Origin of the sequence: Natronolimnobius sp. AArcel1, assembly GCF_011043775.1 — an archaeon.
GTDB lineage: Archaea > Halobacteriota > Halobacteria > Halobacteriales > Natrialbaceae > Natronolimnobius.
In genome coordinates, this window is sequence record NZ_JAAKXY010000002.1 from 814,295 (window position 1) to 829,900 (window position 15,606).

At 61.2% G+C, this 15,606-nt stretch carries 13 protein-coding genes; 6 read left to right on the forward strand and 7 right to left on the reverse strand.

Going from position 1 to position 15,606, the window contains the following annotated elements; genetic code table 11:
• Positions 1-115: 115 nt before the first annotated feature.
• From G6M89_RS08100 to G6M89_RS08120, 5 genes are all read right to left on the reverse strand, one after another.
• Positions 116-1,825, reverse strand: coding sequence for a hypothetical protein (locus G6M89_RS08100; RefSeq protein ID WP_165161276.1), 1,710 nt, complete (start codon positions 1,823-1,825; stop codon positions 116-118).
• 89 nt (positions 1,826-1,914) lie between these two features.
• A complete protein-coding gene (locus G6M89_RS08105; protein ID WP_165161277.1) occupies positions 1,915-4,275 on the reverse strand; it encodes a DEAD/DEAH box helicase in 2,361 nt (786 codons plus the stop codon).
• Positions 4,276-4,348: 73 nt separating this feature from the next.
• Positions 4,349-4,945 (reverse strand): hypothetical protein, encoded by a 597-nt coding sequence (locus G6M89_RS08110; RefSeq protein WP_165161278.1) that lies wholly within the window; start codon positions 4,943-4,945, stop codon positions 4,349-4,351.
• A 206-nt stretch (positions 4,946-5,151) separates the two neighbouring features.
• Positions 5,152-5,670 (reverse strand): PH domain-containing protein, encoded by a 519-nt coding sequence (locus G6M89_RS08115; RefSeq protein WP_165161279.1) that lies wholly within the window; start codon positions 5,668-5,670, stop codon positions 5,152-5,154.
• 79 nt (positions 5,671-5,749) lie between these two features.
• The gene (locus tag G6M89_RS08120) at positions 5,750-7,150 is read right to left on the reverse strand and encodes an MATE family efflux transporter (RefSeq protein WP_165161280.1); all 1,401 of its coding nucleotides are present in this window, start codon (positions 7,148-7,150) and stop codon (positions 5,750-5,752) included.
• Between the two features lie 52 nt (positions 7,151-7,202).
• On the opposite strand from G6M89_RS08120, the gene lipA reads away from it, so the two are divergent.
• The 6 genes from lipA (at position 7,203) to lpdA (ending at position 14,074) form a co-directional block, all read left to right on the forward strand.
• Positions 7,203-8,219 carry a lipoyl synthase gene (gene lipA, locus G6M89_RS08125; protein ID WP_255488162.1) on the forward strand — a complete coding sequence of 339 codons (1,017 nt, stop codon included), beginning with the start codon at positions 7,203-7,205 and terminating at the stop codon, positions 8,217-8,219.
• 62 nt (positions 8,220-8,281) lie between these two features.
• The gene (locus G6M89_RS08130; protein ID WP_165161282.1) at positions 8,282-8,539 is read left to right on the forward strand and encodes a hypothetical protein; all 258 of its coding nucleotides are present in this window, start codon (positions 8,282-8,284) and stop codon (positions 8,537-8,539) included.
• A gap of 216 nt (positions 8,540-8,755) precedes the next feature.
• Positions 8,756-9,865 carry a pyruvate dehydrogenase (acetyl-transferring) E1 component subunit alpha gene (gene pdhA / locus G6M89_RS08135; protein ID WP_165161283.1) on the forward strand — a complete coding sequence of 370 codons (1,110 nt, stop codon included), beginning with the start codon at positions 8,756-8,758 and terminating at the stop codon, positions 9,863-9,865.
• A 2-nt stretch (positions 9,866-9,867) separates the two neighbouring features.
• Complete coding sequence (locus G6M89_RS08140; protein ID WP_165161284.1) at positions 9,868-10,887, forward strand: alpha-ketoacid dehydrogenase subunit beta; 1,020 nt, start codon at positions 9,868-9,870, stop codon at positions 10,885-10,887.
• Between the two features lies 1 nt (position 10,888).
• Positions 10,889-12,538, forward strand: coding sequence for a 2-oxo acid dehydrogenase subunit E2 (locus G6M89_RS08145; protein ID WP_165161285.1), 1,650 nt, complete (start codon positions 10,889-10,891; stop codon positions 12,536-12,538).
• A gap of 72 nt (positions 12,539-12,610) precedes the next feature.
• Positions 12,611-14,074, forward strand: a complete 1,464-nt coding sequence (gene lpdA / locus G6M89_RS08150) for a dihydrolipoyl dehydrogenase (RefSeq protein WP_165161286.1) — start codon at positions 12,611-12,613, stop codon at positions 14,072-14,074.
• Between the two features lie 4 nt (positions 14,075-14,078).
• On the opposite strand, the gene G6M89_RS08155 is transcribed toward lpdA, so the two are convergent.
• Both G6M89_RS08155 and G6M89_RS08160 read right to left on the reverse strand, forming a co-directional pair.
• Positions 14,079-14,378, reverse strand: a complete 300-nt coding sequence (locus G6M89_RS08155) for a hypothetical protein (protein WP_165161287.1) — start codon at positions 14,376-14,378, stop codon at positions 14,079-14,081.
• On the reverse strand, positions 14,375-14,752 hold the full coding sequence (locus G6M89_RS08160) for a helix-turn-helix domain-containing protein (RefSeq protein WP_165161288.1): 378 nt from the start codon (positions 14,750-14,752) through the stop codon (positions 14,375-14,377). The genes G6M89_RS08155 and G6M89_RS08160 overlap by 4 nt, the downstream gene beginning before the upstream one ends.
• Between the last annotated feature and the right edge of the window lie 854 nt (positions 14,753-15,606).

The following is a 15,606-nucleotide window of genomic DNA, read 5'->3' on the forward strand; positions in this document are numbered from 1 at the left end:
TTGTCGGAACTATCTAAAGTATTACGTGTGGGGTGAGTGCTCAATCGGTGTGTCGGGCGCCACCCCGCCGTCTTTGCACTGCATTGTTGCACCGCGTTGAGTTTGCATCAGGCAGTTACCTGCCGTACCTATCCGTGAATCGTTCGCGAAGGGTCTCCAGACCAGCGCTCGCGCTCGTTCGGTCGTCGAACTCGAGTTCGAAAAAGCCGGGCGGTGCACCCGCCTGTAACTCGACGGTCGCGACAATGTCGGTCTGTCGGCGACAGAACCGCTCGAGCGTCTCCAGAACCGCTGGCTTCGCAACGGCATCGGGAAGGCGTTCAGTCTGACACTCAACGCTGGCGCGACCGCCGCCGTCAAGTTCTCGCAGGATGAACAACACTTCGTCGGCGACCGCCTCCGGCGGTACCTCCGCCCGCCGTGTTTGCGCTCGCGCCGCTCCAGATTCGGGTTCTTCGTCGGGTACTCGTGTCTGTCCATCGGGACCCCTCTGTGCGTCCACATTTGTATCAGAACTGATTGGTGGAGTGTCCACGCCAGCTGCCTCGGGCCCATGGGACAACTCGCTGCCGTCAAACTCGAATTCGTCACCGCGTTCGTTGGCCGGATCCTCAACGACAAGCTCCCGACGCTCGCGCTTGAGGGTGACGGCGTGTTCGTACTGGCGCTCGATGATCGGGGCGATGTCGGCGACGAATTCAACCGCGACGTCCTCGGGGATGGTGATTGTACCGCGGCCGTGGTCGATTGTCCCAACCACACCGCTCAGAAAGTCCACTGTCATCAGCAACTCGTCGCTTCGTTCGGCGGCTGCTTCTCCTGTCCGCGTCGCCTCGTCGAACGTACACCGATGGAGTGCCCGCGTCGCATCATTGAGTTCTCGTTCGATTTCGACGACGCCGTCGACCTCTCCGTGGCGCCCCTCCAGAACAAACTCGGCGACCCGATCCTTGAGGTCTCCGTCGAACCGGTTGATCAGGTCACGAACGTCTTCGAGGGTCCCTTCGACGTCGCGCCGGCGCTGAATAAAGGCGTCTTCTTGCCGACGAACGTATGACTCAATCTCGCGGCAGTGATCAAACAGCGCCGCGATTGTTCGCGCGGCGTCTCGGACGTGGGGTTCGTCTTCGAGGACGTCGGCGGCGACAGTTTCGATATCCGCGACGTGAATCGTCTCGTTCGCCGGCGGTAACGAGACCTCCCGATACTGGCTCGGCAAATTTACAATCTCGTACGGTTTGCCATCCCTCGAGGTAACGCCTGGATCGAGCGTTCCATCACCGATAGCGTCCTCGAGTTCCCGGCGTAAGCGTTGCTCCAGTCGATTGATCTCTCTCATCGGGTCGGCAGCCGCAGCCGGGTCGAACGCTTGCGCCTCCTCGACGGAGTCTGGAACGATCGGCTTGAGCCGATTGAGCGTTCCGCCACCGATCCGTTCCTCGAAGGCGACCTGCGGGTCCACGGTCCCGTTCTGCGCTGGCGCATCACCGTTTTTCGACCCGATTTCCGGAGCATTGTCATCGGGTTTGCGTGAGGAGGCAGGCTCAGTATCTGATCTGCTGTTGGATCGAGATCGGCGGAGAATCGCCAGTCCGGCACCGAGAACGAGGAGTCCACCCATGGCCAGCGCGACCGCCGGCCCAATGTCCACGATACTAACCGTCGTCTCGAGACCGCTGAACTCGCGCACGATTGTTAGAAGAGGCCCGTCCGCGTACTCCCACCCTGACATCGGATGCGATATGCCGCGTTCCGTTCCCCACCCAACGGTAGCCGACACGTCACTACCCGACGACCGTATTCCCCCAAAGCGGTCGATTTGCATGTAGAATACCTGTCTCGTCGGGGGTAAAGATGTACCGGCCTCTCGGGTCGTTTTGATCCAGTTTCACTAGTCGCGGAAGCGAAGTCAGCCTACTCAGACTGGACTGTGACCGTCCGGCGTTGCTCGACCGGCACCAGCGATTCATCTGGGAACGCAACGCTAATCGTATACTCGAGTTCGTCCGTGTCTGCGCCGAAGACGCCGACGGGGACGGTTTCAGTGTCGCGAAGATAGGTGTTCGTACTCGTCATCTCGCGGCCGTTGACGGTGACGCGGATACCGGCGCGTTCGGGTTCGCCGACGTTTCGGACGGTTACTTCACAAACGTCGTTGTCGCCGGTTGCGATGGTCTCGGGGAACGCCCCCCAGTCGATCTCGAGTGCCGGCAGGGACTGTGCGCCCTCGTAGACGCGTTCGGCGACGCCCTCCGAGAGACCGGCGTCGACGAGGCCAGCGATACCGGCGTCGACTACGTCGCCGGGCGTCGCCAGCCCCTCTGTCGCGAGTTTGCTCGCGCGACCGGCACCGACGCCGTCGATGGCCGTTAGCCCGACAGCGTCCGCCGAAACGCCGTTTTCGATGCGAGCTTCGATTCGTCGCGAGAGGTTCGCCGCGTGCGGGCCGACGAATCGGTCGAGAAACGCGCTCAGTGCAGAGAGTAGCCGCGTTGCGTTCTGGCGGATCACCCACGCGTCGCTCGTCAACTCTGTGGGTGTCCTCCCGTTTGCTGCACCGCGCAAGATGGCGAGGACCTTCCGCTGGCCAGCCTCGAGGTCGCCGTACTCCTGGCCGACTAAGACGGCGTCGATGGCGTCGCGTTCGTCCTGGCGGGCCGAGACCGAATCGAACTCGCCGGCGGTCGCAACCGCCTCGAGGATGTCATCCGTCTCGAGGGTTGTTCCGTCGTCCGCTCGGTCACAGAGGCTGGCGAACGTCGCCGCCGTCTCGAGGCGCAGGTAGTACTTCGAGGCAAGGACGCCTCGTTGTGTCGCCTCAATCGAGAGGTCCTCGCCAGTTTCGACGAAGCCGTGGGAAACGAGATCCTCGAGGCAGTCACGGACGCGCTCGCGGAGGTTTGGAAAGTCGTATTTGTCGGGTTTGGATTGGCCGCGGACGTAGTAAAAGGTCGTCTCGAGCCAGTCCATCACGTCATCGAGGTCGGTGATGGTCCCCATCGCGATTTCGGCGTTCAGGTGGGTCTCGAGGCTTTCGGCGAGACGGGATTCGATCTCCTTGCCGTCGCGCAGCAGGCGGCGGTACTTATCCGCCTCCGCTGTATCGCAGACGACCCAACCGTAGCCCACATCGTCGTAGCCCGGCCGACCTGCCCGCCCGAGCATCTGGAGCACGTCGAGCGGGCTCATATCGACTTCGCCCTCGAGTGGGTCGTGCAGTTTCGTGTCTCGAATCACGACACAGCGCGCGGGGAGGTTGACACCCCACGCCAGCGTCGAGGTTGAAAAGAGCAGTTCGACGATGCCCGCTTTGAACCACTCCTCGACGAGGTCGCGGTCGTTCTTCGAGAGCCCCGCATGGTGGAAGGCGACGCCGTCGAGGACGGAGTTCCGAAGGGTGTCGTTCTCGAGTTCTTTCGAGTCAGTATGGAAATCGTAGTTGCCGCGTGCGCCCATCGGAATGTCGCGTTCGGCGATCTCGTCGCGGGCTTTCTCGGCCGCGCGGACAGTGTCCTGTCTCGAGGAGACGAACACGAGCGACTGGCCGTCTTCCCGAAGGTGGGGTTCTGCGAGGTCGAGTGCGCGATAGAGACGCCGATACTTGTCGGCAAAGGAGTTCTCGCCGTGCGTGTAGGTCTTGACGCCTGCGTTCAGATCGACCGGACGATACTCATCGTCGAACTCGAAGGTCGTCTCCGCGGGCGCGTCGAGCCACGCCGCCACGTCGTCGATGTTCGGCATCGTCGCCGACAGCGCCACGACGCGTGGCTCACAGAGCCGCCGCAGTCGGGAAATCGTCACCTCGAGCACCGAGCCTCGTCGGTCGGCATCAAGTAAGTGGACTTCGTCGATAACGCAGACGTCGACGTCGGTGACGAAGTCGTAGCGTCGCGAATCGTGTTTGCGGGTCGCCGAGTCGAGTTTCTCGGGCGTCATCACGAGGATGTCCGCGCGTCGCGCGCGTCGCGGGTTCAGATCCCGCTCGCCCGTGACGACGTACACCGAGTACTCGAGGTCTTCAAACCGGTCCCAGTCGTCTTCCTTTTCGTTCGTCAGCGCCCGCATGGGCGCGATAAACAGTGCGGTTCCGCCATCCGCGAGCGCCTTACAGATCGCGAGTTCGGCGAGGGCGGTCTTGCCCGCCGCCGTCGGCGCGCTGGCGACGACGTTATCCTCTGACTCGAGTAAGGCTGGCACGGCCTCGCGTTGCATTCGGTTGAACTCCTCAAAGGCAAAGGCGTCGGCAAACTCTGGGAGAACCTCGGCGACCTCCATCAGGCGAACACGGGGAGTCAGCAGTGAAAGGCGTTTCCTTCGAGTCGGCACAGCCGCCCTCGAGTGGCGGTTCTTAGGATCGAAGCACGGCAGTCAGGACGGCACCGGCCGTCGCGAACACGAGCGGGTAGAGGAGGCCTGCAAGGACGATTGCGGGCATCGTTTCGGGAGCCATCGAGGCAGTTGCATCGATGCCAAACGCCGACCACTCGCCGCTTGCTTCCGTGACGAGGGTACCGAGCCCCATTACGACGGCGTAGCCAATCGTGACCGGTGCGCCGATCAGGACGGCCGACCCGATGTCTCGCGTCCCGAAGTGGTACGCCAGGGCTGCCCCGGTCGCGAGAAGGACAATCGGCGGGACGACGTACACGAGCGTGGCACTCGTTGAACTTGACTCAGCGAGGAAATTAACGGTGTCGCTGCTGCTGAATCCACCGATCGATCCGGAGCCGCTGATATCGACCATGTGGCCGTTGTAGTAGTACCAGGCGATGCCCTTCCAGTCGGCGACCTCCTCGCCAGCGCCATCGCTGACTTCACCTGCGATCAGAAGCGCCGTGAGCAGGTAGCCAACCGCAGCAGTTACCACCCCGAGTCCGGCACTCGCGGCGACGCTCGTCCGGTTCGTCTCACCGTGGTCGCTCGACAGCACAGGCTGTGATGCCATAGTGTCGTTGGCAGAATCCACACTCACATATGAGCTTTGTGTTCTATCTGTTCAGTTAAGAAATATATAATGCTAACCGTCAGTGACGATCACGGCCATCTCAGCAGCTAAAAATTACAATCTGTCTCAGACTGTCTGCTGCCAAATGTGACAGGGGGTGAATACAATCGCCTATGGCCGAAGGACTATTGATTGAGAGGAGTCTGTCACACTGTCTGATCGTTCGGCGCACTAACATTCCCGAGATACTCGTTGAGGACGCTCGAGGCCCGTTCCGGTCTCGGCGTTCGCTCGAAGGTGAGTTCGGGTTCGCCGGAGCCGGCGGTGTACACCGTCAAATTTCCGTAGCCGAACACACGGCCCACGGTTGACTGCTGCAGGCTCGTATTCTGGACGCGGTCGAGACGAAACTGGGTCACATCTCTCGAGATAATACCGTACTTTTTGTACAACTCGTCGGAGGTGATGACGTAGCGCGTGTTCGTCCAGATGATGTACTGGATGCCGGCAACGATGAGGCCGGCAATCATCAAGACGACGCCGAACAACGCGACGATTGCAATGCCGCTGTCGGTGACGCCCCAGCCAGCGAGGACGACGCCGACGAGGACAATCGCCAGTGCGAGCGGTACCCGCGGCCCCATCGCAATCGGGTGTGGCCGGCTCTCCCAGACGATTTCTTCCTCGTCCGTGAGATGCAGCCAGTCCGGCGTCGAAGCGCTCATACGCAGGCGGTATTCCGTTCACGACTGTAAAGCTACCCGTGGTAGGGGGTGGTTTCTGCGCTCGAGCGAGTGCGACTCGTCAGTCTGCTGCCTCTGTGGCCGCCGTTTCGGCCGCTCGAGCGTTCATGCCGTTCGAAGTCTCATGCCAGTAGTACCAGCCCAGTCCGAGCGCGGCGACAATGTTCGAAATCGTCACACCCCAGAAGACGCCGATAACGCTTGGCTCCATGAGGTATCCCGCTGCAGCGGCGACCGGCAGGCGGATGATCCAGTACTGCAACAGCGTCGCGATGAGACTCGTCCGGGTGCGCCGGGCACCGTTGAACCCGGCCTGCAGGAGGTAGGTTGCGCCGATAGCCCAGTAGCCGTAGGCGAGAATCCGGAGGTAGTCTGCAGCGAGAGCGACCTCTGCGGCCGTCGCGTCGGGGACGAACACCACCGACAGCGTTTCGGGGATGAACCATTGGACCGCACCGACAAGAGAGAGCCCAATGCTCGCGATGGCGACGCCAACCCACGTCGTCCGGCGCGCTCGCTCTGGCAGTTCTGCACCGAGATTCTGGCCGATCATACTCTGTGCGGCCTGCTGGAGACCAATCGCCGGCACGAACGCAATCGTCGCCACGCGTGCGCCGATGGTAAACGCCGCCAGCCCTGCCGTCCCGCCGAAGAAGGTGACCAGCCAGATCATCCCGACGCGGGCCGACTGACTCGAGACGTGTTGGCCCGCCGTCGGCCAGCCGATGTCGATGATTTCGCGCCAGTCCTCGAGTGAGAGTCGACAATTCTCGCGCGTAAAGACGAATCCATCGCGCCCGTGCGCCGCCATGGCGACGCCAAGCGCCAGCCCGAAGCCGTAGCCGATCCCGGTCGCAAGCGCCGCACCTGCGACGCCCAGTTCGGGGAACGCCCACCAGCCGAAGATCAGGAACGGATCGAGGACGATGTTCACCGCGATTGCGAGGACGTTAATGTACAGCGCGGCCCGCGTATCGCCCCATCCAATGAAGCCCGACTCGAGTGACTCACTCGCAGTCAGGATGAAAAACAACAGGGCGTAAACGGCGAGATACGAGGCGGCCAGATCGGTTACCGTCTCATCCGCACCGAAGATAGAGACGATTTCGTAGGCAAAGAAGAAGATGACGAGGCCAGTCAGGCCGCCTGCGAGCAGGCCGACGAGCGTGCCGTTGAACGCAGCTCGGCGACCAGCCGTCGACTCGTCCGCGCCGACACGCTGGGAGACGAGCACTTGCGTTCCGACACTAACGCCAACTGCAACGGCAGCGAGCAATCCAGCAATCGGGAAGATCAGCCCGACAGCCGCGACGGCCTCGAGGCTGTGACGGCCAAGCCAGAGGGTGTCGATGACCTGCTGGAGGACCTGCACGAGGTTCTGGACGAACAGTGGCGCGGCAAGCACCGCGAGGGTCCGCGGAATCGACCCGCTGGTGATCTCGTCGCGCTCGAGATCGAACATTCCTATCCATAGCTTATGGCCGATAGTTATAAATTTACCTGACCTGTTGTGAATGCTTCACATCTGTGTGGGAAAAATCCGTTCGGTGACGGAACGGTTTTTCCTCCTCCGGTCCGAGACTACCCATATGAGCAGCGCTCGAAAGCCTGAGTGGCTGAAGATGCGCCCACCGTCGGGCCGAGAGTTCGCCGACATTCGTGAGACGCTGCGCGAGCGGAATCTTCATACTGTCTGTGAGGAAGCTAACTGCCCGAACCTCGGTGAGTGTTGGTCGGGCGGAGCTAGTACGGGAGAGAGTGAAGGCGGCACCGCGACGTTCATGCTCATGGGAGATCGGTGCTCTCGAGCGTGCAACTTCTGTGATGTCGAAACCGGTGGGATGGAGCCACTCGATCCGGACGAGCCAGAAAACGTCGCCGAGGCGGTCGCCGAAATCGGACTGGATTACGTTGTGTTGACGTCGGTCGATCGAGATGATCTGCCGGATCAAGGCGCAGGCCACTTCGCTAAGACGATCCGCGAGATCAAAGCCCGCCATCCGGGCATCCTCGTCGAAGTGCTGATCCCCGATTTCCAGGGCGAAGAGCGACTCGTCCGAAAGATCATCGACGCCGAACCAGACGTTATCGCGCACAACGTCGAAACCGTCGAACGTCTGCAGTTCCCCGTTCGGGACCGCCGTGCGGGATACGAGCAGAGCCTGGGCGTGCTCGAGCAAGTCGAGCGCGAGTCCGAGATTCACACGAAGACATCGATCATGCTCGGCCACGGCGAGTACGACCACGAAGTCTACCAGACCTTGGCGGACTGTCGCGAGCGCGGGGTCGACATCGTCACGCTCGGGCAGTATCTCCAGCCCTCGAGAAGCCACCTCGAGGTTCGCCGGTACGACCATCCGGACAAGTACGAGACGTGGCGACGGGTGGCCGAGGAGGAACTTGACTTTCTGTACTGTGCCAGTGGGCCGATGGTCCGCTCGTCGTACAAAGCGGGCGAGTTGTTCGTCGATGCCATCCTACGCGAAGGCAAGAGTGCCGCGGAGGCGCGGACGGCGGCGCGCGCCGAGTGACGTCGGACCACATCGTTCGATATCCCATTTTTATTGTAGTTTGGCCGAAATGTGGTGTAGCAATGGTAGATGAAAACGCTGAGTCAGGGACTGTTTCTCTCGAGATGGATGCTGATGAGTTTCAGACAGCGGTCCAAGACGCCGTCGAAAACGCGCTTTTGCGTATTGTGGCTTTGTGTCTCGGATTCGTACTCACTGCGGTTTTCGTGATCGCTGGTGTCCAATCGACCGTCGAATCGTCAGGAACGGCTGACATCGTCTTCGGTCTCGCAAGTATCGCGTTCGGTTGTGGCGTGTTCTGGTGGGCATACAATCTCTGAACAGGGTCATCACACCAACTGCGAGAGTGCTTGGTCTTTCCGTCATTCTCCACGAACGAACACGGAGCAATGTTGAATCTATGTCCATGTTTGTCTACTGATGTCCGAAATCATTACGTTCATGTAGAGTCTGCCTCGTCGGTCATACTGCAGATCGGGAAAACCCCTTTATCCTGTGCGATACAATCAATAACGTATGTTCAGGAGGGTTCACCCGTGAGTACGATACAGCGCGACCCCCGAGAGCGAGTACAGGTCCTCGACGAGGACGGGCAGGTCCTCGAGGGTGCCAGGGTCCCCGACCTCACCGACGACGAGTTCGTCGAGATGTACGAGCAGATGCGGTTGGTTCGTCACTTCGACGAGCGCGCGGTGAGCCTGCAGCGACAGGGACGGATGGGCACATATCCGCCGCTGTCGGGTCAGGAGGGTGCCCAGATCGGGAGCGCCCACGCCTTAGATGACCGCGACTGGGTGTTTCCAAGCTACCGCGAACACGGCGTTGGGCTGGTTCGTGGCCTCTCACTCGAGCGCACCCTCCTGTACTGGATGGGCCACGAGCAGGGCAACTACATTCCCGAGGACGCCAACATCTTCACCGTCGCGGTGCCGATTGCAACCCAGATTCCCCACGCAACGGGTGCGGCCTGGGCCTCGAAACTGAAAGACGAGGAGAAGACCTTTATGTGCTACTTTGGCGACGGAGCTACCTCGGAGGGCGATTTCCACGAGGGGCTGAACTTCGCTGGCGTCTTCGACACGCCGAACGTCTTCTTCTGTAACAATAACCAGTGGGCGATCTCGGTGCCCCGCAAGCGCCAGACCGCAAGCGCCACGTTAGCCCAAAAGGCCGAAGCCTACGGCTTCGAGGGCGTTCAGGTCGACGGTATGGATCCACTCGCCGTCTACAACGTCACTCGAGATGCCGTCGAGAAGTCCAAGAATCCCACAGACGACGAACTGCGACCGACGCTCATCGAGGCCGTCCAGTACCGCTTTGGCGCGCATACGACCGCCGACGATCCGTCGGTCTATCGCGACGACGACGAGGTTGACCGCTGGAAGGCCAAAGACCCAATTCCGCGCCTCGAGACGTTCTTGCGGGACAACGGCCTGCTCGACGACGAACGCGTCGACGCAATCGAAGAACGCATCCGCGAGGACGTGGCCGACGCCATCGAGAGCGCCGAATCGGTCGCACAACCCGATCCCGAGGAAATCTTCGCACACGTCTACGAGGGGATGCCTCGGCGACTCCAGCAGCAACTCGAGTACTTCGAATCGATCCGCGAAACGCATGGCGACGACAAACTCTTGGAGGGCTAACAATGGCGACGGACGCACGCACTGAGACAGACGGCGAATCGACTGAGACGGAGAGCCTCACACTCGTGCAGGCCGTTCAGGACGGCCTCGAGACCGAAATGAGCCGCGACGAGGACGTGCTCGTGATGGGCGAGGACGTGGGCAAGAACGGCGGCGTCTTTCGGGCGACTGAGGGACTGTACGATGAGTTCGGCGAGAACCGCGTCATCGACACCCCACTTGCGGAGTCGGGTATCGTCGGGACGGCAATCGGAATGGCTGCCTACGGCCTCCGGCCGGTCGCTGAAATGCAGTTCCTGGGTTTCATCTACCCCGCATTCGATCAGATCGTCTCTCACGCCGCGCGCCTGCGAACGCGCTCGCGCGGGCGATACACCTGTCCACTGGTCGTCCGCGCGCCTTACGGCGGCGGCATCCGCGCGCCCGAACACCACTCCGAGTCGAGTGAGGCGATGTTCGTCCACCAGCCCGGACTCAAAGTCGTGATGCCTTCGACCCCGTACGACACGAAGGGGCTGCTCACCAGCGCGATTCGCTCGCCCGACCCGGTCATTTTCTTAGAGCCGAAGCTCATCTATCGGGCCTTCCGCGAGGATGTCCCGACGGAATCGTACGAAGTCCCACTCGGCGAGGCCGCCGTCCGTCGCGAGGGCAGCGACATTTCGGTCTATACGTGGGGTGCGATGACGAGGCCGACGCTCGAGGCCGCGGAAAACCTCGCAGGCGAGATCGACGTAGAGGTGATCGATCTGCGAACACTCTCCCCGCTGGACGAGGAGACGATTGTCGACTCGTTCAAAAAGACCGGGCGCGCCGCGGTCGTCCACGAAGCGCCGAAGACGAGCGGATTGGGCGCGGAGATCACCGCAACGCTGCAGGAGGAGGCCCTGCTCTATCAGGAAGCGCCGGTTGAGCGTATCACCGGCTTCGATACGCCGTTCCCGCTGTACGCACTCGAGGACTACTACCTCCCTGAAGCAGCGCGCATCGAGACGGGCATTCGCAACGCGATGGGGTTCTAAGATGGTTCGTGAGTTCGAACTCCCGGATGTCGGCGAAGGCGTTGCAGAGGGCGAGTTAGTCTCGTGGCTCGTCGATGCAGGTGATGAGGTGAGCGAAGACCAGCCAGTCGCAGAAGTCGAGACGGACAAGGCACTCGTGGAGGTTCCTGCGCCGGTCAACGGCTCCGTTCGCGACCTGCACGTCGAGGAAGGCGAGGTCGTCCCCGTCGGGACGGTTATCATTTCCTTCGATGTTGAGGGTGAGGAGGCACCCGCGTCTGAAGCCGATTCAGGTACTGCTGATGCGGCCGACGCTGGTGAGACGGAAACCGATGATGGCGAACCCGCTGCTGGCGATGACGAAGTCACCGCTGCTGACGCTGGAGACGCAGGCGCAACCGGCAGCGAAACCACGACCATCGACACGCCACAGGACCGGGTCTTCGCCCCGCCTCGAGTACGCCGATTAGCCCGCGAGGAAGGGGTCGACCTCTCGAGCGTCGCGGGAAGCGGCCCCGGTGGTCGGCTTACGGCTGCGGATATCGAAGCCGCCGCACACGGTGAGCCCCCCGTTTCCGGTGGAACAGAGACAGAGCCCACGTCAGAAGATACCGCTGGTGGCTCGGGCGAGATAGGGGCTGACTCGAGTGACGGTGGTGACGACTCCGCAGAGGCTGGTGCAGCCGCGAGTGCAGAACCGAAACACACGCCGTCATCGCTCGAGTCCGCCGACCGCGACCGAACGCTTGCCGCGCCTGCAACCCGTCGACTCGCACAGGAGGAGGGAGTCGACATCAACGCCGTCCCTGCCACGGAGGAACGCGACGGAGAGCCGTTCGTCACGCCCGAGGCAGTTGTGGAGTACGCCGAGGCACAGCAGCAGGCGCAAACGGCGGACCGCGAGGCGCTCGAGGCCGGCGAACCGGTCGGCCAGCAGGGCACCGAGTTCGACCCTGGCGAGCGCGAGCGCCGCGAACCTTTCGGCGGCGTCCGCAAGCGCATCGCCGAAGCCATGGTCGAATCGAAGTACAGCGCACCCCACGTCACCCACCACGACGAAGTGGACGTGACCGAACTGGTCGCGGCTCGCGAGGACCTCAAACCGCGCGCCGAGGAGCAGGGCATTCGCCTGACCTACATGCCGTTCATCATGAAGGCTGTCGTCGCGGCGTTGAAGGAATACCCCGAAATGAACGCGGTCCTCGACGACGAACACGAGGAAATCGTCTACCGCGACTACTACAACATCGGCATCGCCACCGCGACGGACGCCGGGTTGATGGTGCCAGTCCTCGAGAACGCCGACGAGAAGGGCCTGCTTCAACTCTCCTCGGAGATGAACGAACTGGTCCAGAAGGCTCGCGAGCGCACGATTTCGCCCGATGAGTTGCAGGGCTCGACGTTCACAGTCACCAACGTCGGCGGCATCGGCGGTGAGTACGCCACGCCAATCTTAAACTACCCCGAGTCAGGTATTCTGGCGATTGGCGAAATCAAGCGCAAACCGCGCGTCGTTACCGACAAGAACGGCGCGGAGTCGATTGAACCGCGCTCCGTGCTCACGCTGTCGCTGTCGTTCGACCACCGACTCATTGACGGCGCGATCGGCGCGCGATTTACGAACACCGTCATGGAGTACCTCGAGAACCCACAGTTACTATTGCTCGAGTGAGCCTACACCGAACTACCAACACATGGAGTCAGTCACCACGGTCGCTACGAATTCGAAGGGAGGATCGAGCTAATGGTCGTCGGAGACGTTACCACCGGAACGGACGTATTGATCATCGGCGCTGGACCTGCGGGCTACGTCGCCGCGATCCGGGCCGGACAACTCGAGTTAGACGTCACGCTCGTCGAGAAAGAAGCCTACGGGGGCACCTGTCTGAACCACGGCTGTATCCCCTCGAAGGCGATGATTACGGCCACCGACATCGCCCACGAGGCCCGCCACGCCGAGGCGATGGGTATCCACGCCGACCCCGCAATCGACCTCTCCGGCATGGTCGGCTGGAAAGACGACGTAGTCGATCAACTCACCAGCGGCGTCGAAAAGCTCTGCAAAGCCAATCAGGTCAATCTGATGGAGGGCACCGCCACCTTCGTCGATGAGCACACCGCTCGCATCTCTCATGGCGGCGAGGGCCAGGGATCCGAGACTATCGAGTTCGAACACGCAATCATCGCAACCGGCTCGAGGCCCATCTCGATCCCCGACTTCTCGTTTGATGACTCGCCGGTATTGAACTCGAGACAGGCTCTTTCACTCGAGTCAGTGCCCGACTCGCTGGCTGTCGTCGGCGCGGGCTACATCGGGATGGAACTGGCGAGCGTCTTCGCGAAACTGGGAACTGATGTGACGGTCATCGAGATGCTCGATTCGATCCTGCCGGGCTACGACGACGACCTCAAACGCCCGGTCAAACAGCGTGCGAACGACCTCGGCATCGACTTTCACTTCGAACACACCGCCTCGGAGTGGTACGAACCCGGCGATGGCATCCGCATCGTTGCCGAGCCGGTCGATGGAGCAGCGGCGAATGGCGGGAGCGAGGCTGCTATTGAGGACGAGCGCCTCGAGATCGATGTCGAAACGGTGCTCGTCGCAGTCGGCCGAGAACCCGTCTCTGATACACTTGATCTCGAGAACGTTGGCCTCGAGACGGACGACCGCGGCTTCATCGAGACCGATTCGCGCGCACGCACGAGCGCTGAACACATTTTCGCGGTCGGGGACGTGGCTGGCGAACCGATGCTCGCACACAAAGGCAGCGCGGAGGGTCAGGTCGCCGCTGAGGTCATCGCTGGCGAACCTGCCGCGATCGACCACCAGGCGATGCCCGCAGTCGTCTTTACCGACCCCGAAATTGCAACCGTCGGGATGACCGAAACGGAGGCGGAGGAAGCCGGCTTCGAGCCACTGGTCGGGAAATTCCCCTTCCGGGCCAGCGGTCGCGCACTGACGACTGGCGAAAGCGATGGGTTCGTCAAAATCGTCGCCGATGCGGACGAGGAGTACGTCCTCGGCGCATCCATCGCCGGTCCCGAAGCCTCCGAACTGGTGGCTGAACTGGGCCTCGCTATCGAACTTGGCGCAACGCTTGAGGACGTCGCCTCGACGATTCACGCCCATCCGACGCTCTCCGAATCCGTGATGGAGGCTGCCGAAAACGCACTCGGACACGCGATCCATACGTTGAACCGCTAACAAATTACTGGACGTACAACGAGTAGGCAATTACCAGAAAGCCAGCCAGTACGAGTAGGCTCTCGAGTAAGACGCCAAGCGCCAGCGTGACATTAAGAATCTCATACAGCATTCCTGCCAGAACGAACCCAAGCGTTACCAAGCCAAACCCAAGTGCCAGATACCCGAGCGCTCGCTGGCGTGTGCGTCGGTAGGCTTTGAATGCAAAGTAGGTAATTACCCCACCTACGACGAGTACAAGCGTCTTGACTACCGCCAGCGCAAGCGTTACCTCCAGTTCTCCGAGTGTTGTGAGGGGACTCATGTCTCCTTTCGCACCTCCGACCACAGTTCTGCAAGTCGCTCATCTGCCGTCCGGGCCGGCCGGTCGATTTCAACCGCAAGATCGCGATTATCGTCTAGTGAGAGCGTGATCTCCTCGAACGCCACCGTGTACTTGCTCGCGTGATGCCCATCCCGTCTGATCTCCGTCGACTCCTCGAGTAAGGTCGCCTCAGTCAGTAACTCGAGTTTTCGATACAGTGTGGACTGTGGGATCTCGCATTGATCGACGAGTTCAGAGGCCGTCATCGGTTCCTCGAGATTCCGAATAATCTCACGGCAATCGGGATCGTCGAGCGCGGCACAGATTTCGTTCGCCGATGGTGCCGACTCCGATGCGGTCGGGTCCCGGACCATTCGTTCGTTTCTTACAACGCATGCCGTTTATTCGCATCGATGCTGGCCGCCCTGTGACGGCCGTCAGATACCGTGTTCCGAACGTGTTCGCTCTAATTCGGCGGGTTGCTATAATCGTCAACCCGAAGCCTTCATGCGTATGTGTCAATTCCAGTGCGAACGCGCAGGTATCATTCGGTGCGACCGTGTCTGCAAGGACGGAATGACCAACCGACCTCCGCCTGCGCAATATTCTCGTGAACCACGCCCCATAGCGTAGCAACAGCGTTCGATTCCAGCAGCTTGTCGATGAAACACTGTCTCATGGTATCGGGTTCCGAAGTCCCGACAGTCCGACGGCCTTATATATAGACCCGGCACTCGGTATGAATGCGAACAACGCGGCGCACGACGCCGCGCCCTCCGGCCGTATTCCGGCACGGAGGCAGGAACGCACATCCATGCCCACACGGGATCGGATGCGACACCAAGACGGTGCCCTTAAGTAATCAAGGCGCGTCTCTTGGAGTACGCAACGGCGCTCCCCGGATGCGATTTCCGGCGGCTCGCCGATCCGATGCCCTTAAGTGTATAAGGGTATTCGGATGTGATGTGTTCGGTCGCACTGAAACGCTCAGTGTGGTCGACTTGGACGGACGGTCCGAAGGGGTTAAGTACCCCAGACGGACTACAAATACGTCCGAAGGAGATGAGGATTCCACCCCTGCGGTCTTCCGTTAAGATGGGATCTGATGTGAGCCATGGTAGTTCGGTGACGCCTGATCGGTTTATGACGGGGTCGCCGAACGTGGACCCATTTATGTGTGAGTGTGTATTGATACGACATTCACCGCCAAAGAGACCCTCCCCCTTCT